At 61.7% G+C, this 24580-nt stretch carries 19 protein-coding genes; 4 read left to right on the top strand and 15 right to left on the bottom strand.

The annotated features are described in order from the left end of the window. Positions 1-260 precede the first annotated feature (260 nt). A complete protein-coding gene (locus tag Mhypo_RS12385; protein ID WP_119341600.1) occupies positions 261-755 on the top strand; it encodes an NUDIX hydrolase in 495 nt (164 codons plus the stop codon). A 429-nt stretch (positions 756-1184) separates the two neighbouring features. On the opposite strand, the gene solA is transcribed toward Mhypo_RS12385, so the two are convergent. From solA to Mhypo_RS12350, 7 genes are all read right to left on the bottom strand, one after another. Then, positions 1185-2354 carry an N-methyl-L-tryptophan oxidase gene (gene solA / locus Mhypo_RS12380; RefSeq protein ID WP_119341604.1) on the bottom strand — a complete coding sequence of 390 codons (1170 nt, stop codon included), beginning with the start codon at positions 2352-2354 and terminating at the stop codon, positions 1185-1187. A gap of 162 nt (positions 2355-2516) precedes the next feature. After that, on the bottom strand, positions 2517-3851 hold the full coding sequence (locus Mhypo_RS12375; protein WP_119341599.1) for a GH1 family beta-glucosidase: 1335 nt from the start codon (positions 3849-3851) through the stop codon (positions 2517-2519). A 31-nt stretch (positions 3852-3882) separates the two neighbouring features. Beyond that, positions 3883-4734 (bottom strand): carbohydrate ABC transporter permease, encoded by an 852-nt coding sequence (locus tag Mhypo_RS12370; protein WP_119341598.1) that lies wholly within the window; start codon positions 4732-4734, stop codon positions 3883-3885. Position 4735: 1 nt separating this feature from the next. Continuing rightward, positions 4736-5713, bottom strand: a complete 978-nt coding sequence (locus Mhypo_RS12365) for a carbohydrate ABC transporter permease (protein ID WP_240637241.1) — start codon at positions 5711-5713, stop codon at positions 4736-4738. 101 nt (positions 5714-5814) lie between these two features. Then, complete coding sequence (locus Mhypo_RS12360) at positions 5815-7044, bottom strand: ABC transporter substrate-binding protein (protein WP_240637240.1); 1230 nt, start codon at positions 7042-7044, stop codon at positions 5815-5817. Between the two features lie 109 nt (positions 7045-7153). Continuing rightward, positions 7154-8182, bottom strand: coding sequence for a LacI family DNA-binding transcriptional regulator (locus Mhypo_RS12355; protein WP_119341595.1), 1029 nt, complete (start codon positions 8180-8182; stop codon positions 7154-7156). Between the two features lie 308 nt (positions 8183-8490). After that, positions 8491-9462, bottom strand: coding sequence for an NADPH:quinone oxidoreductase family protein (locus Mhypo_RS12350; protein WP_119341594.1), 972 nt, complete (start codon positions 9460-9462; stop codon positions 8491-8493). Positions 9463-9629: 167 nt separating this feature from the next. Between Mhypo_RS12350 and crtI the strand changes: the two genes are divergently transcribed. Then, positions 9630-11270, top strand: a complete 1641-nt coding sequence (crtI, locus tag Mhypo_RS12345) for a phytoene desaturase family protein (protein WP_119341603.1) — start codon at positions 9630-9632, stop codon at positions 11268-11270. Between the two features lie 160 nt (positions 11271-11430). Further along, positions 11431-12306 (top strand): hypothetical protein, encoded by an 876-nt coding sequence (locus tag Mhypo_RS12340; protein WP_119341593.1) that lies wholly within the window; start codon positions 11431-11433, stop codon positions 12304-12306. A 58-nt stretch (positions 12307-12364) separates the two neighbouring features. Here Mhypo_RS12340 and Mhypo_RS12335 read toward each other — a convergent pair whose 3' ends face one another. From Mhypo_RS12335 to bshA, 7 genes are all read right to left on the bottom strand, one after another. After that, positions 12365-13213, bottom strand: coding sequence for a hypothetical protein (locus Mhypo_RS12335; protein ID WP_119341592.1), 849 nt, complete (start codon positions 13211-13213; stop codon positions 12365-12367). Between the two features lie 58 nt (positions 13214-13271). After that, positions 13272-14504 (bottom strand): threonine ammonia-lyase, encoded by a 1233-nt coding sequence (gene ilvA / locus Mhypo_RS12330; protein ID WP_119341591.1) that lies wholly within the window; start codon positions 14502-14504, stop codon positions 13272-13274. Between the two features lie 15 nt (positions 14505-14519). Then, a complete protein-coding gene (locus Mhypo_RS12325; protein WP_119341602.1) occupies positions 14520-15743 on the bottom strand; it encodes a vWA domain-containing protein in 1224 nt (407 codons plus the stop codon). Positions 15744-15762: 19 nt separating this feature from the next. Next, complete coding sequence (locus Mhypo_RS12320; protein ID WP_119341590.1) at positions 15763-18444, bottom strand: variant leucine-rich repeat-containing protein; 2682 nt, start codon at positions 18442-18444, stop codon at positions 15763-15765. Between the two features lie 49 nt (positions 18445-18493). Continuing rightward, positions 18494-19489, bottom strand: a complete 996-nt coding sequence (locus tag Mhypo_RS12315) for an ATP-binding protein (protein ID WP_119341589.1) — start codon at positions 19487-19489, stop codon at positions 18494-18496. A gap of 94 nt (positions 19490-19583) precedes the next feature. After that, positions 19584-20057 (bottom strand): CYTH domain-containing protein, encoded by a 474-nt coding sequence (locus Mhypo_RS12310; RefSeq protein WP_119341588.1) that lies wholly within the window; start codon positions 20055-20057, stop codon positions 19584-19586. Between the two features lie 48 nt (positions 20058-20105). Then, a complete protein-coding gene (gene bshA / locus Mhypo_RS12305) occupies positions 20106-21386 on the bottom strand; it encodes an N-acetyl-alpha-D-glucosaminyl L-malate synthase BshA (protein ID WP_119341587.1) in 1281 nt (426 codons plus the stop codon). Positions 21387-21743: 357 nt separating this feature from the next. Between bshA and Mhypo_RS12300 the strand changes: the two genes are divergently transcribed. Next, positions 21744-22811, top strand: coding sequence for a DNA adenine methylase (locus Mhypo_RS12300; RefSeq protein ID WP_119341586.1), 1068 nt, complete (start codon positions 21744-21746; stop codon positions 22809-22811). Here the strand turns inward: Mhypo_RS12300 and Mhypo_RS12295 are convergent. Then, complete coding sequence (locus Mhypo_RS12295; protein WP_119341601.1) at positions 22808-24238, bottom strand: phosphodiester glycosidase family protein; 1431 nt, start codon at positions 24236-24238, stop codon at positions 22808-22810. The two genes, Mhypo_RS12300 and Mhypo_RS12295, sit on opposite strands and share 4 nt — an antisense overlap. Positions 24239-24580: the final 342 nt, after the last annotated feature.

The following is a 24580-nucleotide window of genomic DNA, read 5'->3' as shown; positions in this document are numbered from 1 at the left end:
TCGTCACCGTCCAATACAACATTCCCTCTCTGCTTGGCAACGGCTTTCAAACCAATCCTCTCCAAAATGTTGGTTTTTACCCATCATCACACCACTTCGTTACTCAACCGAATTCTTTAGATGAGTCTATGTGCCTTTATGCACGACAAATGCCCTAGTTCCGTGTACACTATTTTCAGGCACCCATTGTTGGGTCATTGGGAAGTAGTTACAGTATGCGTTATTCAGTTGGTTCGCGCCGCCGTAGATCCAAGCGCGGCATGACCGGGGGCAATGGGCCTCAGTCACTGCCGCAATCCCGCCGCCGTGTGACTTCGGCGGGCGGAGTGGTGTTGCGAGAACGGGCCGGGGGAAAGGGCCTCGAGGTACTTCTGATTGCCATTAAGGACGGGCGGGTCTGGAGCCTACCCAAAGGCCAGGTGGAGCCGGGGGAGCGCTATTTTCAAACAGCTATCCGCGAGGTGCGGGAAGAAACCGGCATCGAGGCCAAGGTGCTGGCCCCCCTGGGCAGCATCCGCTACCACTTCACGGTTAAGGATGACGGCATCCAGACCACCGTCACCAAGGAAGTCCACCACTTCTTGATGGGCTATGTGGGGGGAATGCCCCGGCCCCAAAAAGAAGAAGTGGACGGGGTGGACTGGTTTCCGGTGCCCGAGGCCCTCAAGCGGCTCTCACACCAGAACGAACGCGACGCCGTGCTCAGGGCCCTGGCCCACTGGGACAACAAAGCTATCGCTGGCACACATGGCTAGGCGCTGCTTTCAGCGATCAATGCTCGATGCTGGCATCTAATACCGGATTCAAAAAGACAGTTTACAAAAACAAAAACTCATAGGTTGTCTTTTTGAATCCTAGAGCACATCCCTCCCAAACGGTCGGCCAAGAAAGCGTCTCCCTTCCAAGGGGCGGTATCGCCCTCCGCTGCGCGGATAAATTCGGCTCTGTTGATTCGTTAACATTCGGTAACGAATCAACCGAATCTGGTATTATCTCTTCTTCTTGAACACATCGGCAAAAGGGGCTGTGATGAGCAGAATCAGCACCAGCAAGCCAATGCCCACCACGCCGCCCAGAATCCATTCGATTGGGGTTACGCTCGAGATCATCGTCTTACCTCCGCACGGCTGTAGAATATACTATACCCCCTATGGGTATTGAAGCCTGGCGTCTGGGCCAGAGCTTTAGCCCCATACTGGACGCTGGGCCAGACGAAAAGGGGTCAGGTCAAACGGGCTTCGCCCATGCAGGGCCAGCCCGGCCAGGGCCTCCCCTACCGCCGCCGAGTGCTTGAAGCCGTGCCCCGAGCAGGGTGAGGCCACCAGGATGCGCTCGGAGTCGGGGTGGAAGTCGAGAATAAAGTCGCCATCGACGGTCGAAGTGTACAGACAGGTAGCGCTCTTGAGACAGCCGGGGCCCAGCCCTTTCAAGCGGCCTTGCACGTAGCGGGTGAAGAAAGCCCAGGTTTCGGCCTCAGATACCTGCCGCTCCACCTGATCGGGGTGGGTGGGGGTACGGGCCTGTTCGGTGGCCACCTTCACGCCCTGCGAAACCTGCGGGAAGCCGTAAAAGTGCTCTCCCTCGGCGCTGCCGAACATCCAGATAAAAATAGGAAAGCGCTCCGGCCCGTAGACCTGGGGGTCTGGGGCCTCGAGCCAAAACAACACCTGCCGGTAGACCCGCAGCACCTGCGCCAGGGGTTCGCCCAGCAACTGGGCAGCCCAGGCCCCCACACTAACCACCACCTTGGCGGCGCGGTAGCGGGTCTGATCGGTTTCGACCTCTACCCCATCATTTAGGGGAACGATTCGCCGAACGGTTTCGCCGGTATGCACCACCGCGCCTAAACGCTGGGCCTGCTTTAGCTGCACCTGCACACAACGCTCAGGGTAGAGCAACCCTGCCCCTGGCTCAAAGTAGCCGGTCTCGTCGCCTTGCAGTATGAACTGGGGAAATCGCTCTTGTATTTGCGCCGCATCCAGCACCTCGTGGGCGATGCCAAACTGTCGGGCGGCCTCCAGGGTGCGCTCTAAAAACTGCGGCTTACCGTGGTGCAGGGCCTGGCCCACCTGGCCACTCAAAACCAGGCCCCCACAGGCCCAAAAAAGCGAGGTGCCGGTCTGGGCCTCGAGGTCGCGCCAAATCTGGTGCGAACGCAGCACCAGCGGCACATAGGCCGCCCCCTCGCCGATGGCCTGCCGGGTAATGCGGGTCTCGCCGTGGCTGGAGCCGTAGATGTGCGGGGGGCCGTACCGGTCTATCCCAATCACCCTGGCCCCGCGCCGGGCCAGCTGGTACAGGCTGGCGCTGCCCATGGCACCCAGGCCCACCACAATCACGTCGGCAGATGGCATGTCCATAGTATGGCCGATGATAGCCGAGAGTACACCACTTGAGGGGTTTTATAGCGTTACACATCCGGGGATCTGGGGCCTCCCTTCGTTCGAAGGTCATGGAGGGGATGCAACCACCCAGGATATTGGGCCGAGGTAAACGACAGGCAGGATTGTAAATCCTCACGGGGTGAGCACGTTTTCTTGAAGAAATGCACTGTACCAGTGCCCGCTCTGTTTTACATAACGGGCCTGCGTGGCGAAGTCTACGTAGACCAGTCCAAAGCGCTTATCATAGCCCTCAGCCCACTCGAAGTTATCCAGCAGGCTCCAGGCAAAGTAGCCCCGCAACGGTACGCCTTCGCGCAGGGCTTGCAGGCAGGCGGCAATGTGGCGCTCGAGGTAGTGGGTACGCTCCGGATCGGACACTTGTCCATTCACCAGTACATCCGGGTAAGCCGCACCGTTTTCGGTGATGTAGAGGGCCTGTGGGCGGTACTCCCGGCTCACCCGTACCAATAGCTCGCGCAGGCCATCGGGATAGACCTCCCAGTCCATCTGGGTGAATTCCCGGCCACTGCGCGCCACAGCCAGGTAGTAGGGTGCCTCGGAGCTATCGCGTAGCACCGCGCGGGTGTAGTAGTTTATGCCCAGAAAGTCGGTGGGGGTGGCGATGGCCTCGAGGTCGCCTTCCTTTATGCAGGGGGCAGCTTCACCGTAAAGCTCGAGCATGTCCTGGGGGTAACCAAAGCCGTACAAGGGATCGAGATACCAGCGATTCTGGAAGCCGTCGTAGCGGCGGGCTGCAGCGATATCGGCAGGGTCGGGGCTGGCCGGGTGCCCAGGGGATAGATTAAGGGTGATGCCCACCTGAGCGCCTGGAGCGTTTTCGCGAATCACCGGTACCGTCAGGCCGTGGGCCAGCAGCAGGTGGTGGGAGGCCTGTATCGAGAGGGATAGGTCATGCAGTCCCGGAGCGTGTATACCGGCATAGTAGCCCAGGTGAGCCGAGCACCAGGGCTCATTGAGGGTTATCCAGTGCTTGACTCGGTCACCTAGATGCCGGCTCAGATAGCCGGTGTACTCCACAAAAGCGTACGCCGTGTCCCGTTGGGGCCAGCCGCCCTGGTCTTGCAAAGCCTGGGGCAGATCCCAGTGGTAAAGGGTTACCCAGGGGGTAATGCCGCTCTCGAGCAGCGCATCCACCAGACGGTCGTAGAAGGCCAGTCCTTTGGGGTTGGGCTCACCCCGCCCCTGGGGAAAAATGCGCGGCCAGGCCACGGAGAAACGATAGGCGTTAACCCCCAGGGTTCGCATCAGGCCGATATCGGTAGGGTAGCGGTGGTAGTGGTCACAGGCCACATCGCCGGTATCGCCCCCTCGAGTCTTACCGGGCGTGTGGCTGAAGGTATCCCAGATGCTTGCCCCGCGCCCATCCTCACTTACTGCCCCTTCAATCTGATAGGCCGAGGTGGCGGTACCCCAGACAAAATTATTGGGGAAATCGCTTCTTCGCACAGCAGTCTCCTTGTCTAGTTATAGTGACTTCCTAACTCTTGACGGCACCTGCAGTCAATCCCTCCATCAACTGCCTTGCTGCCAGAGCAAAGGCCAACAACAGCGGCAGTACCAACAGGGCAGTACCAGCCATAATGGCCCCCCACTCCACATCGGTGGCTCCTTGCAGCGTACGAAGCACTACCGGCAGGGTTTTGGTCTCCTGGGTGCGCATGATCACGTTGACATCGGCAAAGCGGTTCCAGGAACCGATAAAGGTGATTAGACCCAGCGTGCCCAAAGCAGGTCGGATGAGCGGCAGCACGATCCGCCAGTAGATTTGAAACTCGCTGCACCCATCTATACGGGCCGCATCAATGAGTTCTTTGGGAATGGAGGAAAGGATGTACTGACGCATCATGAAAATGCCCACCGCCCCGGCCATGGCCGGAACCCACAGGGCTTTGGGCTGGTTGATCCAGCCAACCTGGTAGATCAGCAGATAAAAGGGAATCAGGTTGAGGATGGCTGGTACCAAAAGGGTGGCCATCACCACCCCAAACAGGCGTTCGCGCCAGCGAAACTCGTACATGGCAAAGGCATACCCAGCCAGACTGCAAAAGAACAGACTGGGAATGGTAGTCATCAAAGCCAGGTAGAGGTTATTCCAGTAGGCACGCCAGAAAGGGATTTTCTGTACTAGGATTTGATAGTTGGTCCAGAAGTGCTCACCAAACCATGTGGGCGGCGGGAAACCAAATATTTCTGAGCGCTGGTGGGTGGCAAAGACAAACATGAAGTAGAACGGAGCCAGTGTTGCCACTCCACCCAGGGCCAGCAGGATGTAACCGCCTATACGTATCAGCAGCCCGCCCAGTGAAGTTTTTTTGAAACTTTCCGGCATTTCAGACCTCCCCTCGAACCGTGCGGCCAAATATCAGGTTGTTTAGGTAGGTCAGGATCCCGATGAAGATGAATAGAACCCAGGCAATAGAGGCAGCTGTGCCCATATCGAGCCACTCGAAAGCGGTGCGGTACATGTACATGGCTGCGGTTTGTCCGCCCTGGGTTGCAGCACTGGTTCCCCCGTTGAGCAGTACAAAAGGCTGTTCGAAGAGCTGCATATTGCCGATAATGGTGAGGCTTACAGCAAAAAACATCATGGGCCGCAGCAGGGGCAGGGTGATGTAACGGAACTGCTGGTACCGATTTGCACCGTCCACCGCTGCCGCTTCATACAGATCTTTGGGAATGGCCTGGATGGCCGAGAGGTAGAGAAGGGTGTTCCAGCCGGTAAACTGCCAGACAACTACCAGGGCTATGCCGTATTTGATGGTGGAGTTGAGAAACCAGTTTATGTTTTCATCGGGCAAAAACCAACCCAGCACCGGCCAGGTGTTGAGCTGGCCGATGACCAGGTTAATGACCCCATTGTTGGTAGCGAACAGCGTGTTGAAGATAAGGGCAATGGCCACCGAGGAGGTGATATAAGGCAGAAAATAGATCGCCGTGACCAGGGTCTTGAAGCGGCCTAGCACCATGTGGATTACGAAGGCCAGTGGAATGGCAATAAGGTGCTGAGGCAGACCAGAGAAAATTCCCAGCCAAACGGTGTTCCACATAGATCGCCAGAACATGGGGTCGGTGAGGGTGAAGGTATAGTTCTCGAGGCCCACAAACTTCCAGCGACCCCAGCCGTCGCTGGGTGTCCAGGACTGGAAGGATATGTACAGGGAAAAAAGGGTTGGGTACAGACCAAATATCAGAAAAAGGATAAAGAACGGGCTAATAAAGATGTAAGGTGCATAGCGACGCTGGAAATTGCTCCAGCGCATGGCCAGGGTGACTATACCGGCGGGTGCGGAGCTGTCAGTCTTTCGCACAAGTGCTCCTTTTCAGTGGCGTGGTATAGCTCCTGCTATGAAAGGGCCTCACAAAACGCCACGGAAAGGGGGAGGAAGGAAAACCCGCCTCCCCACTATTGCTAGCGCATGCGCAGTTGAATCAGCTGCTTGGCCTCAGCCAGGGCTGCCGGTATGTCCTTACCCTCGTCGAGCACCTGCGACAAAGCCGTACTCACAATTTCAAAGGCAACGCGGTCATACTTGTTGGCCTTGAGAGCCTTGACCCGCCGAGCTGCATCACGCCACAGCACACGCGCTTTCTGCCCCCCCAAGAACTCCACTGGCTCTGCGAAGGCAGGATCCTCTTGGGCCGCAAGCAGGGCTGGGAAAGCCCCAATTGACTTGAAAGCAGCTATTTGGGACTCTTTGTTAACAGTTAGGAACTTAATCAGTTCCCAGGCCATGGCCTTGTTCTTAGAGGTCGAGGGAATCCCTAAAAAGCTACCTCCCCAAGAGGCGTACATTCCTTCAGGAAGTTGTTGTACCCGCCACAAGCCCTTGGTTTCCGGGGCCATCCAGTTTTGCAGGTGGCCCTGTAACCAGGCCCCCGAAAACTGCGTAGCAACCGTGCCCTTTTTGAAGGCATCGTACCACTCGTTGGTCCAGGCTCCAATCTTGGCATCCAGACCTGCAGCACGGATATTCTTGGCCAGTTCGAAGGCCCGCACAAAGCGAGGGCTATCCACAACCACATTGCCCTTCTCATCGAAGTAGGGGCTGTTGTTGGTCGGGGTGCTGGCAAAGATGTTGATCCAGGCCACGTCAGCTGCATCAGCGATGAGGAAGGAGCCGGTAGTAGCCTTGATTTTTCTACCAGCCGCAATGTAGCCCGGCCAGGTGGTCATATTCTTAGGGTCTATCTGTGCCTTTTGAAGGACGTCTACCCGATAGAAAAAGGTTCCTGGCCCAATATCCACAGGCATACCAATAAAGCGCCCGTCAGATGCGGTAGCTTGAGCAATGGTATAAGGGGTAAAAAGCTGCTTGTACTGTGCCGCGTTGTAGGGGGCCTTATTGAAGTCTTCAAACCCCTGCCCTTCAGCAAAACGTCCCACGAAGCCGACCTCAATGGCTGCCACATCCGGTAACCCCTGCCCGGTGGCCAAAGCTGTGGTGAGAGCGTTGTGGTGATCACCATACTGCTGAACAACCAGCTTCACCTCGACATTTGGGAACTTCTTGTTGAAGGCAGGAATTAGAACTTTCAGGGCATCATCCAGATTGGGGAAAACTGCCACCGTAAGGGTGGTCTTCTGGGCCAAGCCCAGACCTGCCAGAACCAGCAGTGCCATCAGGATTACTCGCTTCACGGGTATCTCCTTTTTTGGGGCTTCCTGCCCCATACAGTTGCTTAGGGCCATTTTGAAAGCGCTTTCAAAAGTTTTATTTTTCTTATCTCCCTCCCTCGCTCGGTATCTATCAGAACATTTGAAGCCTCAAACGGGAACTGGGTGAACGCAATAAAGTCGTTGATTCTCGCACAATTAGCCGGGTCGAGAGGGGACGAGGAGTGTAACTTTTGCCCTCGAGCATAGCCAAAACCCAGCGTGCTGCTTCCCAGCCCATCTCCTGACTGGGCTGCCGAACCGAGGTGAGCGGTGGGGAAAAATAGCTCGAGCTCAGCAGATCGTCAAAGCCTACCAACGACACATCGTGTGGAACACGAATGCCACGACGATATAGAGCCACGTTGGCTCCGTAGGCCATCTGGTCGTTGGCAGCAAAAATGGCGGTAAACAAGGCCCCCCGCGCCAGCAGCGACTCTACCGCCAGCACACCGGAGGGCTCGAGGTAATCCCCCTCTACCACTAAAGCTGGGTCAAAGGGAACATCCGCGTCTTGCAAAGCCGCTCTATAGCCCTCCAAACGTTCTATGGCGTCGGGGTGCGAATGGGGGCCTGCAATATGGGCAATCCGGCGATGGCCCAGCTCAATCAGGTGTCGGGTGCCTTCGTAAGCCCCTTGGGCATTGTCAATGCTCAAGCAGCTCAGACCTTCTATTTGACGCCCTATGACCACCACCGGCATCTTCTTGACCAACTCCAAAAGACGCTCTTCGGGGACACTGCTGTCCATCACCACCAGGGCGTCCACCCGACGGCCCACCAGCACTTTGAGGGCTGCTTCCTCTTGGTCGGCCCGCCAGTGTCCGCTGGCAAAGATGGGGTGGTAGGGGGTTGCCTCCAGAGCCTGCTCCACCCCCCTTAGCATCTCGCCGTAGTAGGGGCTGCTAATCTCCTGGGTAATCACACCAACGGTTAAGGAACGCCCCTGAGCCAGCCCCTGGGCCATAATGTTGGGCTGGTAATTCAGCCGCTCAATAGCTTTCAATACGGCATCGCGCTTGCTGGCATCCACTCGCGCTGTACCATTTATCACCCGAGAAACCGTACTGGGTGAGACACCAGCCTCGCGGGCCACATCGCTTAAGGTAACCGCTTCGCGCAAAAGAAGCCTCCAAATAACTCCTGTACTAAGCACACTAATTAAACAGATTTTGAAAGCGCTGTCAAGAGGAATCTGACTTACCCTGTGACACACGAATACCAGACTCAGCTAGTTCGTCACCGAACGGTGATGCCGACCGAAGTTACCGCGTAGCGGAGGACGATACTGCCCCTTACAAAGGGAGACACTTTTTTCACCGACCGTTCGCTCCTGGATTTCACAAGATAGCCTCTGAGGGTTGTGGGGTTTGAAGACTATCTTTTTGCATCCGGTATTACTTCCGTAGTTTTGGTCGTGCTGTTTTCTTTCTATGGCTCCAGAATCACCTTGCCGGTGTTCTTACGGCTCAACACAAACCGAAAGGCTTCGGCTGCCTGCTCCAGCTTGAACCGCTCCCCCACCACCGGCCGCACCCGGCCCGAAGTCAAAAGGGGCATCAGGAAGGAGGTGGCCGCTTGCATCTCGGCAGGGTCGCTGAGGAAGGGGGTGAGCCATACACCCATCACACTCTGGTTGCCCTTCATCAGGCTCACCGGGTACATCTGGGCCATCTCACGGGAGGCCGAGCCAATCACCAGCAGGCGGCCCCGGTAGGCCAGCATCTTGAGGCTCTGGGCAAAGCCTGCGCCCCCCACCACCTCCATCAGGATGTCCACACCCCTGCCTTCGGTGGCCTGCCTGACCGCATCCACCAGGTTGTCCTGGGTGTTGAGCAGCGCTACGTCGGCCCCCAGGCTACGGCAAAGGGCCAGTTTTTCCTCGCTGCTGGCCAGGGCCACCACCCGCAGACCCAGGGCCGCGGCAATCTGAATGGAGGCTGTACCCAACGCCCCAGCCGCGGCCTGAACCAAAACCCACTCGCCCGGTTTGGCCTGGGCCTGGGTTTGCAGGGCGAAATAGGCGGTGAAGTAGGAGACCGGAAAGGCTGCGGCCTCCGCTGCGCTCATTGGGGTTGGAACCGGCAGCACCGAGCGGGCCTGCACCACAGCATACTCGGCAAAAGCACCGCTTCCGCCGAGGGCCGCCACCCGTTGGCCTATGTAGAGCCCCTCGACCCCGTCGCCCATAGCCTCCACGACCCCAGCAAACTCCATACCCGGAACCGTGGGGTAGCGGGTACGCACCAGATACTCGCCCGCCACATAAAGGATGTCGGCAAAGTTAAGCCCCGCCGCCTCAACCCGTATGAGCACCTGCCCCGCGCCGGGGCTGGGTTTGGGCAGGTTGGTGAGCTCCAGAACCTCAGGGCCGCCAGCGCGCTGTACCTGGATGGCTTTCATGGTGCATAGCATAAGGCCCTCAGCAAAAAGCCAAAAGCCAGAAGCGGGCTCGCATCGCTTGGTCTGGGTAGCTCCACTTTTGTACCCAGCGTTGTAGCGTGGGAAGCCGCAGAATGTAGCTCTGCCGAAGAATGTCCCTGCTACCCCGGGGTATCCTTGGCGGTGATATGAAGAGAACCGCCATTGTAATTGGGTCGGGCATTGGAGGGCTGGCGATGGGCATCCGCTTACAAAGCCTGGGCTTCGATACCACCATCGTAGAAAAACTGGACGGCCCCGGTGGGCGGGCCTATGTCAAACACGTAGACGGCTTTACCTTCGATATGGGGCCTACCGTTATTACCGTGCCGCACTTCATCGAGGAGCTTTTTAGCCTCGAGCGCGGCAAATCCAACCTGCACCTGCCCGATTTTCCCCTCGAGGTGCTGGGCGAGGACAAGCGCATCCGGGAGGGCATCTCGGGGGGGCCCCAAACCAGCAAGTACGTTCAGATTGTACCCATCCTGCCTTTTTATCGTATCTACTTCGACGACGGCACCTTCTTCGACTACGATGGCGACCCCGAAAACACCCGCCGCCAGGTAGCGGCCCTGGGCGAGCCGGGCGACCTCGAGGGGTACGAGCGTTTCCATGCCGACGCCAGAGCGATTTTTGAGCGGGGCTTCCTCGAGCTGGGCTACACCCACTTTGGCGACCTGGGCACCATGCTGCGGGTAATTCCCGACCTGCTGCGCCTGGACGCCGTGCGCACCCTGTTCAGCTTTGCCAGCAAGTATTTCAAATCGCCCAAGCTGCGCCAGGTCTTTAGCTTCGAGACCCTTTTAGTAGGGGGCAACCCCTTGAGCGTACCGGCCATCTACGCCATGATTCACTTTGTAGAAAAAACCTGGGGCATCCACTTTGCGCTGGGGGGCACGGGGGCTTTGGTGCGGGCCTTTGTGCAGAAGTTCGAGGAACTCGGCGGCATCATGCGCTACAACGCCGAGGTCGGGAAAATCAACGTGGTGCGCGAGGGCAACAAAAAAATTGCCAAGGGCATCACCCTGGCCGACGGCACCGTGCTGCACGCCGATATTGTGGTCTCGAACGCCGACTACGCCAACACCTACCTGAAGCTGATTGAGCCCCAGTACCGCTTCTGGCAGTCGGATCTGGTGGTGAAGAACCGCCCCCAGAGCATGTCGCTGGTGGTGATCTACTTTGGCTTCCGGGCCGACGGCCGTGAAGGCCAGAAACTGCGCCACCACAACATCATTCTGGGGCCCCGCTACGAGGAGCTCTTGAAGGACATCTTTGGGCGCAAGGTGCTGGCCAGGGACTTCAGCCAGTACCTGCACATCCCCACCCTCACCGACCCCAGCCTGGCCCCGCCCGGCCACCACGCGGCCTATACCCTGATTCCCGTACCCCACAACGGCAGCAAGCTGGACTGGGACTTGCTGGGTGAGCCGTTTGTAAACAAGGTGCTCCAGTTCCTGGACGAGCGCGGCTACCTGCCGGGTCTGATGGAGCGCCTGGTGCACAAGAGCTTCATCACCCCGGACTACTTCGAGCACACCCTGAATAGTTACCTGGGCAACGCCTTTGGGCCGGAGCCCATCCTGGCCCAGTCGGCTTTCTTCCGGCCGCACAACAAGAGTGAGGACATCGCCAACCTTTACCTGGTAGGGGCAGGCGTCCAGCCTGGCGCGGGCACCCCCAGCGTAATGATGTCGGCCAAGATGACCGCCCGGCTCATCGCGCAGGACTTTGGGATTGGAGACAGGGCTATAGAAGCACAGCATCAGGCAGCGCCTGTGGGGGTCTGATTTTTTATAGGCAATGGCAGATTTCTAAAGAAAACCTAAGCATCCAGATGAATTAACGCGGGGTAAAAACGTGACCAGCACGTAATTCGCACTATATTTCTTCTTAGACTTCTAACCGTTGATGCCCAAAGAATGGATCGCGACGAAAGGGGTGTCAACCATGCAAAATCTGGGTTCGGGCAAATGGCTTTTAGCGCTGGCAGGGGCGCTGCTGCTTGCGGCTTGTGGCAGCCCCAGCAACTCCACACCTTCCGCAACACCCATCAGCGAAAGCATGTCGGTGGAAGAAGCCCGCTCCGTGAGCAACGACCTCGAGCTTCAGGGTCGGGCCCCTGAGCAGCAGGTGGTCTTCGACTTTAGCGGCAAGGTGGAGGAAGGCCCCAGCAAGGACACCGTGCTGTCGGGCAAGCTGACCCTCGAGCTCAAGCCGGTGGGGGGCGGCCACTTTGTGTTCATGGGCGCTCTGACCGGCAACAACCTGAATGTGCCGGCCAAAGGGGTGCTGACCCGTGGGGGGCGCATCTACATTTTCTTCGAGGTGGACAAGGCCAATAATTTGCTGATTATCGGCACCGGTAAGCGCGAGGCGGGCGGGATGTTCAAGGGCCCGTTTGTGGGGCCTGCCGCCGGCGACCGGGGCAGTTGGACGGCCACGCCCGTATCGGGGCCGACCCCCATGCCCACCCCCCAGCCGCAAAAGCTCAGCTACGACTTTAGTGGGCTGGTGGAGGATGGCCCGGCCAAGGGGACAAAGCTGGAAGGCAGGCTCAACCTGGAAGTCCGGCTCAAGGAAGGCTACGGACGCTTGGAGGGCAAGCTGGTACTGGCCGATGGCAGCGAGATTCCGGTCAAGGGCGCCCTGGCCGGCGACAAGAAGGTGTTTGTCATCTTTGACCTGGGCAAGGGCGGGCGCATTGTGGGCGAGGGCGACATCCAGGCCGACAAGAGCATCCAGGGCCCTTTTATCCTAGTGCAGCAAGAGAATGGGCGCACCAGCCTGAGCCAAGGCTCCTGGACGGCCACGCCGATTCCTTAGAGATTGAGGAAGTTAGTGCACAACGGCTCGAGGTTCTACCTCGAGCCGCCTGCTTGGGCTACCGGGGGGCAACGACCTCGAACGTCACCGGCGAAACCACCAGGGTGCAGGCTTTGATCAGCACCTTGTTGACCGTGGCCCCTCCGCCAAAGTCCAGGCTCCGCTCATTGCAGGCGCTGGCCCCGGCATAGCCCTGAAGCGAACCCGCCACCCAGCCACCCCCCGAGCCGGCCAGCGAGCCATCGGGGGGAATGCGCCGCGACACGCTGCCAGGGTTGGCAATCAGGTGGGCCAGGGGGGTCTGAGCCGGATTGGTACGGCTAGGGTACAGCTTCAGCGAGCCGTAGTCCGGGGCGCGGTCGATGGCATAGGCCGGGGCCATCTCGAACGACCACTCGACCGCCCCAAGGCGAAGCGGGTTGGGCAGGTTCAGGCGGTAGGGCGCGGGATAGGCCAGCGTCCAGCGGGGCTGGCTGTAGAGGTCATCTGCCGATACGTACGTGGGGAAAAAGCGAGGGTCGAAAAAAGCGTACCAGTTGATCCAGGTCTCGAACAGGGATTCCGTGGGCACCTGCTTCAGGGCGTAGGAGGGGCCAAAGCGGTTGGAAAGCTCCTGGAGCGGCATCCCGTTGAAGGCAATGCGTTGGATGGGGTCGAGGCCGTTGCGCTCGCGGTCGTACCAGGCCGTGGCATAGATGAAGTTGGGCCTGCGCCAGTCGGTGCTCTGGCCGGGGTTCACCACCCAGACCCTAGTGGACTGGAGCACCGCAATATAGGCCTGCCCCTCAATCACCGTGGGGTGGTTGCTCACCAGAAAATTGAGGATTCGATCCTGATCGGTAAAAGGAGCCGTCTGAGCTAGGGCCAGGCCAAACAAAAAGGCACACGCTGCCAAGGACTTTTTCATACCCATACTGTACGCGACCGAACGTCACCCAAACGTCATCGGGAAAACTGGCCGACCTTCAATCCGGCCAATCGCCCACGTTTTCGCGCTCGACTGCGTAGCCGGCTCGCTCGAGGCCCACCACCACCTCGTCGCCGTGGGCCGCATCGCGCACCTCGAGCACCAGCTCCACCCCCACCTTGCCCAGGGGGGCCAGCCAGAGGGCCCGGCGGTGAAAGATGTCGATGATGTTGGCCCCGGCCCCCGCCACCAGGTCGACCACCCGGGCCAGGGCCCCCGGGCGGTCTATCACGGCCAGCTTCAGGAGCAGGTAGCGCCCCTGCCGCACCATGACCTGCTCGATCACGCGGGAGAGCAGGTTGCCGTCGATGTTGCCCCCGCAGAGCACCGTGGCCACGGTCTGGCCGGCCTGGGCGGGCACCTTACCGGCCAGGATGGCCCCCATCCCGGCGGCCCCGGCCCCCTCCACCACCAGCTTGAGGTTCTGGGCGCAGTGGGCAATTCCCCGGGCGATTTCGTCGTCGGTGACCTCGACCACCTGGTCTACGTACTGCTGGATGAGGGGCAGGGTCAGGTCGCCGGGGCGCTTGACCGCGATGCCATCGGCGATGGTCTGGGCCACCGGCACACTGACCGGCTCCCCGGCCTTGAGCGAGAGATTGACCGGCGCACAGCCCACCGCCTGCACCCCCACCAGGCGGGTCTGGGGGCGCAGGCTCTTGACCGCTACGGCAATGCCCCCCATCAGGCCGCCCCCACCGATGGGCACCACCAGCACGTCCAGGTCGGGCAGGGCTTCCAGGAGCTCGAGGCCGATGGTGCCCTGGCCGGCGATGATTTTTTCATCGTTGAAGGCGTGGACATAGGTGTAGCCGTGCTGCTGCTGGAGTTCGTGGGCGTGAGCCACCGCATCATCGAAGCTGGTGCCGTGCAAGACCACCTCGGCCCCCAGGCGGCGGGTGGCCACAATCTTGGTCAGGGGGGCGTGCTGGGGCATCACGATCACCGAGCGGATGCCCTGCATGGCCGCGGCCAGGGCCACCCCCTGGGCGTGGTTGCCCGCCGAAGGGGCAATCACCCCCCGGGCTTTTTCTTCCGGGGTGAGGGCGGCTATTTTGTGGTAGGCTCCGCGAATCTTGAAGGAGCCGCTTTTTTGCAGGCTTTCAGCCTTCACCCACAGCCGCACCCCAAGCTCCTCGGAAGCCAGGGGGTCGGGCAGGGTGGGGGTGGGCGCGATAATCCCGCGGATCACCTCGCGGGCGGCCCGGATGTCCTCGAGTCGAACAGCCATGTGGTGATTGTATCGCTAGAGCAGGCGGGCGACCTCACCAAAGGGAAAAGCGCCGGACTCGAGCCCCCCCGGCGCAACCACCCACAGGGTGGGGAGTTGCGGGGCCTCTGGGGGAAAGTCGCCGTAGCCGTCGGTCAGATACACACACACCCCTTCCAACTGGCGACCTATCCGGTCAAAAAACGGGCGGAAATCGGTGCCGCCGCCCCCCTGGGGCGGGGGGATTTCGTCGCCCGGCTGCAGCGCATAGGGGCCGTACAGAGCAGCATCGGCGTAGAAGAGCTGGGCCTTAAGGTGCGGGTAGGCCCCCAGGATGCCCTGTACCTCGCCCAGAAAGCGTTGGATGAGGGTATCGTCCACCGAGCCCGAGGTATCCACGGCGATGTAGACCGGCAGACTCTCGCCCTCGAGGGTCTCCAGGTACCAGCCCCGCCCCACGTGGCGGCGGTCGTAGCCGGCAAAGTCGGTGGGGGTGCGCACCAGAAACCGCCACAGCAGGGTTTTCCAGTCCAGTTCTGGCGGCTGCAAAAGTCCAAAAGCCCGCTCGAGGCCCGTTGGCAGACTGCCCTTGCCCTGGCTACGGGCAACGGCCTGGGCCTGCTGGATGGCTTTCTTCCAGTGCTTCTCGATTGCGGCCTTCTCGGCCTCGCTCAGGGCGTCGCTGCCCAGGCGCTTTTTACCGCGGAACAGCTTACCCTTGTCCTTTGGCTGGCCTTGACCCTCTTTTGCCTCAGCATCTTCAGACTTGGCATCGTTCGGGGGGGCCTCGAGCAAATCCAGTACCACCGGCTCTTGTGGCCTGGGCAACAGAGCGTAGACCTCCTCGACGGCACGGTGCTCGAGCTCGGTGTTGCGCAGATGCCCCTCCGGCAGGCCGAAGCCGTTTTGCAGCAGGATGCCATTGACCACAATGTCTGCAGCAATGTTCCAGCGCTCCGGGTCGCGGTGCGAGCGGCGGGTCACGTGCAACAGAGCAGCGTGCAGGACCTCGTGCAGCAGCACCCCGTCGAAGTGCTCGTCGGAAAGGGCCGCCATGAAGTGGGGGTTGTAGAAAACGTTGCGCCCGTCGGTGGCTGCGGTGGGAAGTTCCAGGCTGGGCCGGTAGTGGGCAAACAGGGCCAGGGTGGCCAAAAAGGGCGAGCGCTTGCGCAGGCGAAACAGACTGGCGCTGATGCGGCGGTCGAGTGCGGGCGGTGCAGGCGGGGTTCGGGATGGAGAATTCTTTTCGACTTCGGACATTTCAACCTCACGCAAGTCGTCAGGGCCGCTGGCCATCCAGTCTTAGCCCTAGAGCCTCGAGCGCCTTTTTTCGCACCAGTCGGTTGCCGTCCTGGGCCAAGCGCTCCAGCACCGTGGCGGGCGTGTTGGGGTTCTGGGCCACCGCGTAGCGCACCAGCCACTCCGGGGCAGACCAGTGGCGCACCTTGGATAACTCCTGCGCAGGGATGTGGGGGCCGGCCAGGGCCACCGCGCGGTTCAGAGCAAAGGGCGACCTCGAGGCGGCCAGCGCCAGCCGGGTGCGGTACGCCGCCAGGGTCTGGGGGTCGAGGTGGGGGTTCTGCAAGGCTGCGAGGCGCACATTTTCGTCTACATCCCGCAGCAGAACACCCAGGGTAGCCTGGGGGGTCTGGGGGTGCTGGGCCACGGCCTGGTGCACATCCCGATCGGCGTCCTGGGCCAGAATGGCCAGCGTCTCGGGGCCGAGGGCCGGGTTCCTGGCCAGCGCCTGCCGCACCGTCCACTCGCCATCGTAGAGCAGGTCTTGCAAAGTCGAGGGCGGCGTGGCTGGGTTTTGTGCAGCCAGGGTGCGGCCCCAGACACCCTGCTGGGCCAGTTGCTGTAAGAATCGGCCTTCTAGGCCCGGATCGAGGGCCTCGGCCCGGCGGTACTGCGCCACCAGGTCGGCCGGGGCACGGGGGTGGGCCTGGGCCGCTTGCCGTACCTGCTCGTCGGGGTCGGCCAGCAGTCTGTGCAGGGCGGGCACGGGGGTGAGGGGGTGCTCGGCTACCCGCAGCCGAATGTCCTGTGGGTCGTCGTTGGCCAGACGCCCCAGAATTTCTGCGGTCACCTGCGGGTGCATCAGCACCGCCCGCCGCACATCGGCATCGGGATCTTGCGAGAGCAAAAACAACAGGTCGCGGTCTACACCTGGGTTGGAGGCTAGGGCCTGGCGCACCCGCCAGTCGGGATCCTGGGCCAGGACGCCCTGGGTATGAACAGGGGTCGAGGGGTGCAGGGCAGCCAGGCGTCGGGCCCACTCGTTGCCTTGGGCCAGCCTGTCCAGCAGTGCTGGCGGCAGGGGTTCTGCGTGTTTAGCCCTTCGGCAAAACTCCACCAAACCCATTTCCACCTGCAGTTCCAGACCTTCAAGAAGCAAGCGTAAGGCCCCTTCCGGCACCCGGGGGTGGTCGGCTACAGCCTGGCGCACGTCGCGGTCGGGGTCCTGGGCCAGCTGGTACAGTACCTCGGCAGGGGTGGAGGGGCGGGCCGCTACCGCCTGGCGCACCCGCCAGTGGCCGTCCTGGGCCAGTTGTAAAACCACCGGCAGGGGGGTCTGGGGGTTCTGGGCCACCTGGGCCCGCACGTCGGGCTGCTCGTCATGGGCCAGGGCTTGCAGGCTTTCCGGTGGGGTAAAGGGGTGTACCGCCACCGCCTGCCGCACGTCGGGGTCGGTATCGGCGGCCATGGCGGCTAGGGTGGCGGCAGGGGTATGGGGGTGGCGGGCTACTGCCAGGCGGGCAAGCCAGTCGGGGTCGGTGTGGTAGTGGTGTAAGAGCTGCACCGGGGCGAGGGGATGGGCCAGGGCCAGCCGCCGGGTGTGCGCGCCCAGGGCGGCCAGGCGCTGGAGCTCCTGGGGCGAGAACCGGGCGTCGTGGGATTGAAGCTGCTCTAAGAACCAGCGCATTTGCGAGGGGAGGGCAGGGTTCTGGGCTGCAGCCTGCCGCACCTCTTCGGATTCGTCCGCCAGGAGGCGCTCGAGCAGCCCCGCGGGGCACCGGGGGTTGGCGGCCACCGCCTGTCGTACCTCCCGGTCGCCGTCCTGGGCCAGCGTCTCGAGCCAGGCCGCAGGTAGGCCCGGGTTGCCGGCCGCGGCGATGCGCACCCGCCAGTCGTCGTCGGTGGTCAGGCGCTCCAGCAGCGATGGCGGGGTTTGGGGGTGCCGGGCCACCAGCGCGCGCACCCAGGGGGTGGCCTGAACCAGGGTCTCCAGGGGCATCTCCACCGGAAGCCCGGCCTCCAGCCGCTCCACCCAATTCAGGGTCTGGTGGGGGGTGGCCGGATGCTGGCGGGCCGCTTTGCGCACCGTCTCCTCTTCATCGAGCAGGAAGGCTTCCAGCACCGCTTTAGGCAGGTCGGCCTGTTCCAGGAGGGCCAGGCGCAGGCTGGGGTCGGGCTCGAGGGCCAGGCGCGGGGCCAGCCAGGCCGGGGTCATGCCCAGCAGCACCATCTGTCGCAGCTCGAGATAGTCCATGTCCACTTCGCACCAACCCAGGGCCGCCTCCAGGGGCTCGCTTTCGAAGCCCACGTGCAGCCGGGCCGCCTCGGTCACCCCAGGCAGGGCATGATCGGTTAGGGCCTCTACAAGCTCGAGGGGCGCCTGTGGATTGCGCAACACGCTGAGCACAGCACCATAGTCGCCCTCCCGCACCGCCCAGCGCAGGAAATGCGAGGAAGCCTCGGGGCTGCCCAGCAAGCGCAGACGGGCATATCCTGGAAGCTCGGCCAGCCAGTTGGCATTCACCAGCAAGAACAGATCCAGCACCGGGTTGCCCAGCACTGCTTCGGGAAAGTGTACCGCCAGCCGCCAAAGCACCGCTTCGGGGGTATTGGGGTTAGCCGCCACCGCACGGCGGATTTCGGCCTCGGGCCGAGAGGCCAGAGCCCGCAGCCGCTCGGGCGGGGTCTGGGGGTTCTGGGCTTCTTCAAGCAAGGCCTTCATGCGCACTTCGATTCCACCCCACAGGGCCTTCGGGGCTATCCCCCACCGCTCAGCCCAGTACCAGTTCCCGGTAGTCCTCGAGGTAGGCCCGCAGGCGGGGCTCTTCGTGGATCAGCAGGGCAAACTCTCCCACCCCGTGCTGCTTTAGCCGCGTATACAGGTCGGACACCAGTAGCTGCACCCACTCTGTAGGGGCCACCTCGACCATCCAGCGGAAGGCGTTGAGGGCCTGGCGGGCGCTTTCGGCGTGGAAGGCCAGCCCCATGGTAAGGGCATAGCGGGCCGAGGGTTCCTCGGGGAAAGGGGGGCTGGCCTGGCCGTGCAGAATTTCGCCCAGCTCGGGCAGCACCCGGTAGACCTGCTCGTAGGCCGCGAGTTCGGCGGCGGCGGCCTCGCCCACCACCGGGGCAATGTCGAGCCCGGCCCTGAGCAAATGTGAGGCCATCTCCCAGCTCCGGGGGCTGGGCCAGGCCGGGCTTTTGGCGTCCATCTGATGTAACAGGGCCGGGCGAAAGGCCAGGAAAGCCAGAATGCGCTCGTCTATACCGGCCTGCAAGCCATAGGCCTTGAAGCTCTCGTAGTTTGGGGCAACCTCGAGGTGAATGAAGCGGTTGGCCAGCGGGGCCGGCATATCAAACACCGCCGCGCGGTCTTCCTTGCGGTTGCCCGCCGCCCAGACAAACCAGCCCTCCGGCAGCTCATAGGAGCCCACCTTGCGATCGAGGATGAGCTGCTGGGCCATGCCCTGCATGGTCGGAGGGGCCATGTTGAGCTCGTCCAGGAACAAAATACCCTCGCCCTCCCGGGGCAAAAACTCGGGCGGATACCACCGCGAAACCCCGTCCAGGGGCACCGGCAGCCCGCGCAGGTCGGTGGGGGCCAGTTGCGAGAGGCGCAAGTCAATAAAGCCAAGCCCATACTTGCGGGCGGTCTGCGCCACGATGGAGGACTTCCCCACCCCCGGCGGCCCCCACAGCATTGTGGCTATCTGGATGCGATGCTCAATCAGACCCGAAAGGTACTGGGCAAGTTCGGTAGGGCTCACGCGCCCAGTGTGGGGGATGCGGGGGCGAACTTTGTAGGCAAATAAACATTCGGGCCTGGTTAAATTTGCGCTAAAGAAAATATCCCCTTTGGCTTTAGGGCTTGCCCCACCTCGAGAACGGGTGCACCACCAGATTGGCGTTCAGGTAGCGGGGGTCGTGGGTCACTTCCTCTCCCACCCAGTCGGGCAGCTCGAGGGGTTGGTCGGGGGACTTTAGCTCCACTTCGGCCACCACCAGCCCCTGGTTTTCACCCACAAACTCATCTACCTCCCAGACCCGTCCGCGGTATTCGATGCGGTAGCGGGTTTTCTCGATGAGCGGCCGCAGGCAAAGTTGCTCGAGCAGTTCCTGGGCCTCGGCCAGCGGGAGGGGGTACTCGTACTCGAGGCGGGTTAACCCCTGGGCCTGGCCCTTGATGGTCAGGTAGGCCTGATCGCCTGCAATCCGCACCCGCACAGTGCGGGCCTCCTGGCGGCACAAATAGCCCTGGCGGTACAGCACGCCCACCGCCCCCGGCTTCCAGTCTGAAGAGCGAACCAGGAATTTGCGCTCGGTTTCGGAGCCCATACCCCATTGTATGGGCTGAAGCCGCAGGCTTTGTTGCTGGTAGCCGCGCTATTTTCCCACCGCTTGACCCTCGAGGGTCTTCTCGTAGACCTCCAGATACCGGGGCAGCACCACCTCGGGCCGGAAACGCTCGATGGCCCGTGTACGGGCGGCCTCGCCCATGTTGCGGCGGCGGGTACGGCTGGTGAGGATTTCCAGGCTGGCCTCGAGCATCCCCTGCACATCGCCCATCGGGCGCAAAAAGCCGGTTCGGCCCTCCTCAATGAGTTCGGGCAGCCCCCCCACCCGGCTCGCCACCACCGGCACCCCACTGGCCATAGCCTCCAGGGCCACCAGTCCAAAGGACTCCTGCTCGGAGGGCAGCAAAAACAGGTCGGCCACGCTCATGAACTTCTCGATGGTGGGGGTAGACTCCAAAAACTGCACCCGTCCGGCTATCTCGAGGTCGTGGGCCAGCTCGATGGCTTCCTGCCGCAAGGGCCCCTCGCCAATCATGAGCATCCGCGCGGGCATCCGCTCCACAATGCCGGCAAATACCCGCAAAGCATCCAGCGGGCGCTTGACCGCGCGGAAGTTCGAAACGTGCATTACGATGGCCTCTTCCGGCTGGGCAAAACGGGCCCGGTAGGCTGGATCGCGGTTGGGCTTGAAGCGCTCGGGGTCCACCCAGTTGTAGATCACTTCAATCTCGCGCTCCACCCCCAGTTTGCGGTGGGTGTCGTGGGCCAGCGAGTGGGAGACCGCCGTCACCGCGTCCGAGGTGCGTACAGCGTGTTGGGTAGTTTTGGCAAAGGCCGGTTCAGGCCCGACCAGAGTCACGTCGGTGCCGTGCAGGGTGGTAACGACCTTGATATCCAGCCCCATGTCGCGGGCCAGAATGGCGCTGGTGGCGTGGGGAATGGCGTAGTGGGCATGCACCAGTTCAATCTTGAAGCGCTCGATGAGCTCAGCGATGGAGTTTGCGGCAGTGAGCGGGGTCAGGGGTTCCTGGAACAGGGGGTAATCGGCGCTCAAAATTTGATGAAAATGCAGCGAACCCGCCCTCAGGGGTCGCTTGAGCAACCCCAGCCAGCGGGCCACACTCTGTTTGGAGGCCTGGAATATGCGGCCCAGCCCACCTACCGGATCCTGGCCCATCGAGATGGGGCTTGCACCCAGCAGGTTGCTGCTCAGGCCCAGCTGGCTCAGCCTCTCTTCGGTCAGGCGAAAGGGCCGCTCGGTGGCCACCACATGCACCCGGTGTCCCAGCCCCGCCAGGGCCAGCGCCAGCTCGGTAGCCACCACCCCCGAACCCCCTGCGCTGGCATGGCAAAGAATCGCTATGTTCATACGACCTCCCTTCGTGCGGCCTCGAGATCAGGACGACAATGGACGATGCCTCTGCCCAGAAGCATGGTTTCCATACTGAGCGTGCCCGGTCAGCACAGCTTCAGATTTTGGGATCAACTCCTGGGGGCGTGTTCAGGCTAAAACATAAAAATGAGAAATGGGCCAAGACCCAGCTTAAGAAAACCTAAAGGTGGACCTTCAGGAAAACAGATCTCTGCCCATCGTCGGCGTGGGCTAGGAATAATCCTGTAAGTCAAGCGGTAATTAAACGTTTGGGTCAAAGTTGGTTCATCCAAATTATCAAATTATACCGTTGCTATTGCATAATTTGCCGCACTTGAGTGTAGAATTGCCGTAGTGGTCAAATATATTGGCTCCAAGCGTGCGCTTTTGCCCTGGATTACCGGGGTGGTGGAGCAGATTAACGCCATTGACCCCTTGAAGGATGCCGTTGACCTGTTCTCAGGCAGCGCCCGGGTGGGTCATGCGCTCAAGAAGATGGGACTCTTCGTCACCGCCAACGACCTCCACACCTATGCCCTGGTGCTGGCCCAAACGCTGGTGCAGGCCAACCGGGAGCAGTACCCCCCCGAGCGCCTCGAGCCCATCCTGAAGCGGCTGCACCGGCTCAGGGGTCAAAGCGGCTGGTTCACCCGCACCTACTGCCAGGAGTCGCGCTTTATCCAGCCCCACAACGGGGCAAAAATCGAGGCTATTCGTGAAGGTATAGAACGTGAAGCAGCCGGAGACGAAACCCTGCGGGCTATTCTGCTGACCAGCCTGATGCTGGCCGCCGACAAGGTAGACTCCACCACCGGTATCCAGATGGCCTACTTGAAACGCTGGGCGCCGCGTTCGTTCAATCCGCTGCGCCTCGAGTATCCCCCCCTGCTCCCGGGCGAGGGACAGGCGCTACAGGCCGACGCCCTGGAGATTGCCCCCCACCTACAGGCTGACCTCTTCTACCTCGACCCCCCCTACAACCAGCATTCCTACCTGGGCAACTACCACCTGTGGGAAACCCTAATGCGCTGGGACAACCCCCAGACCTACGGCGTTGCCCGCAAACGCACCGAAGTACAGGAGCGCAAAAGCCCCTTCAACTCCAAGCGCGAAGCAGCAGGCGCCATGGCCAAACTGCTCTCTGGCCTCAGGGCCCGGCATCTGGTGCTCTCCTTCAACAACGAGGGCTTTCTTGGCCTCGAGGAAATCGAAGCCCTGCTCAAGGGGTGGGGCTACGTGGTGCGCCTGACCCAACCCCATCGCCGCTACGTGGGTGCTCGCATTGGCATCTACAACCCCCAGGGCCAGAAGGTGGGGCAGGTCTCCCATACCGAAAACGAAGAGTACCTGTTTGTAGCCACCCACAGCAAAAAGGTCTACCACGCTTTGCGCTCGAGGGAGGCGGGGCGGCTAGCAGGCTAGGGCCTGGGAAACAGGGCCAGCCCACTCACCACCGGGCGAACCCCCAGCAGGCCCCCGTTCGGGTTCTTGAGCTGTCCTCTCACCCATAGTTGCGCCGAGCCGCCACCATCCATGCGAATGGCCCCCCAGAAGCCCAGTTCCTGCAAAGTGCGGGCCAGCGCCTCGGGGCGCATGGGCTCGGTCACAATGAAGTAAAGCGCGCCCTCCTGCGTCCAGGCCACCGCCGACTGCGCCGCCACTGCCTCCACCGGGGCGCGGTCGCGGAAGGGTTCGGCGTTGGGGCTAAAAACATTGACCCCGCCCTGGATGAGCAGGGGGCCCGCTTCCAGGGCATGGTTCACGGGCGGCTCGAGGCCCACCAAAAGCCGAAGTGTTTCGCCGGTGCGGGCCAGGGGCTCTTCAGCAGGGAAGCTCAGCGCCCAGAAGCCCTCGGGCAGTTCGTAGGGGGCGGGGTAGGTAGCAACAATCTGTTCGCCCTGCACCAGGTGAATGTTCTCGCCCACCCGCCCCACCGGCCCCGGCAGGGTGTGCACGGTGTAGCGGGCCCGGGCCAGGTTGAGCCCCACCCGCAACGTGCGCCCATCGGCCAGCTGCACCGAGGCCGTAAAGCGGGGCAGGCCGGCAAATACATTGTTGTCCTGCCAGAACAAGGCGCTGCGCCCATAGGGAAAACTGAGGGGCACCCCACCCCGCACCCACAGGCCGATGGGGGTGCCGGTGCGGCCATCGAAATAGCCCCCGTTCAAGAGGGCCAGCGCCCCGGGGGCCATCTCCGGCAGCGCCCGGCGCTCGCCAGGGCGGCCTACGGGCTCCATGCGCCAGCGTCCCGGCTGGGCCTGAAGCCAGTAAACCCGCACCGGCTCGGGCGTCCAGGCCCACAGCTCTCGGTAACGGAAACCGGGCTCTACGGTCTCCTCGCGCTCGGGCTCGAGGTAGTACACGTCGAGCACGTAGCGGCGGGGGTTCTCAAGCACAAAGCTGCGATAGCGGTAGAGGCGGCCCAGCGGGGCTTGCAGGGTCAGGCGGGTGCTCTGCACCTCGTAGGTAGCCAATACCTCCACCCCCGCAGGCCGCAGGCCCTCGAGGCCCGGCAAAAAGTAAGGCAGACTCAGCTCCAGGCGGCCCGGATAGGGTGCTAAGTCGGAAGGCGCAGGCAGCACCGCGTCGCCCTCGGGCAGATCCAGCACCAGGCGCAAGCGGCTGGCGTCTGCAGAAAAACGCACCCGCGCCTCCGGGGCGGTTACCAGGCCCACCGCGCGGATTACTTCTATGGGCAACAGCATCCCCTGGGGCGGGGGAAGGCCGGCCTCCAGCGGGGGGGCCCAGCCAATCCCTTCTACGTAGGTAAAACTTAGCTCAGCTTTGCGAAAGGTGAGGCCCCCATTTTCCTGCGTGACACTGAGCCCCAACCTGTTTGCCGGGAGCATCGGGTTTCCCGCTGGGGGGGTCTGGGCGTAAACCATTGCCCAAGGCACAGCCAGTATTATGAGCCAGCGCAGCATGGTTTTATTCCAAACCATATCTATACCTGCAAAAATGGGTAAAGGCTCAATCGTTGTTGAGGAGAGCCAGCATCCTGGCCACCAAGTTTTATACCAGATTCGGTTAGTTCGTCACCCTTTGGTGACGAACTAACCCGACCGAAGTTATCCGCGTAGCGGAGGGCGATACCGCCCCTTGGAAGTTATCCGCGTAGCGGAGGGCGATACCGCCCCTTGGAAGGGAGACGCTCTCTTCGCCGACCGACAGTGAAGGGCCATCGGCCCCCG

Origin of the sequence: Meiothermus hypogaeus (assembly GCF_003574035.1) — a bacterium.
Lineage (GTDB): Bacteria > Deinococcota > Deinococci > Deinococcales > Thermaceae > Meiothermus > Meiothermus hypogaeus.
Note: the sequence above shows the minus strand (reverse complement) of the source record. Positions and strands in the feature narration are given on the sequence as shown.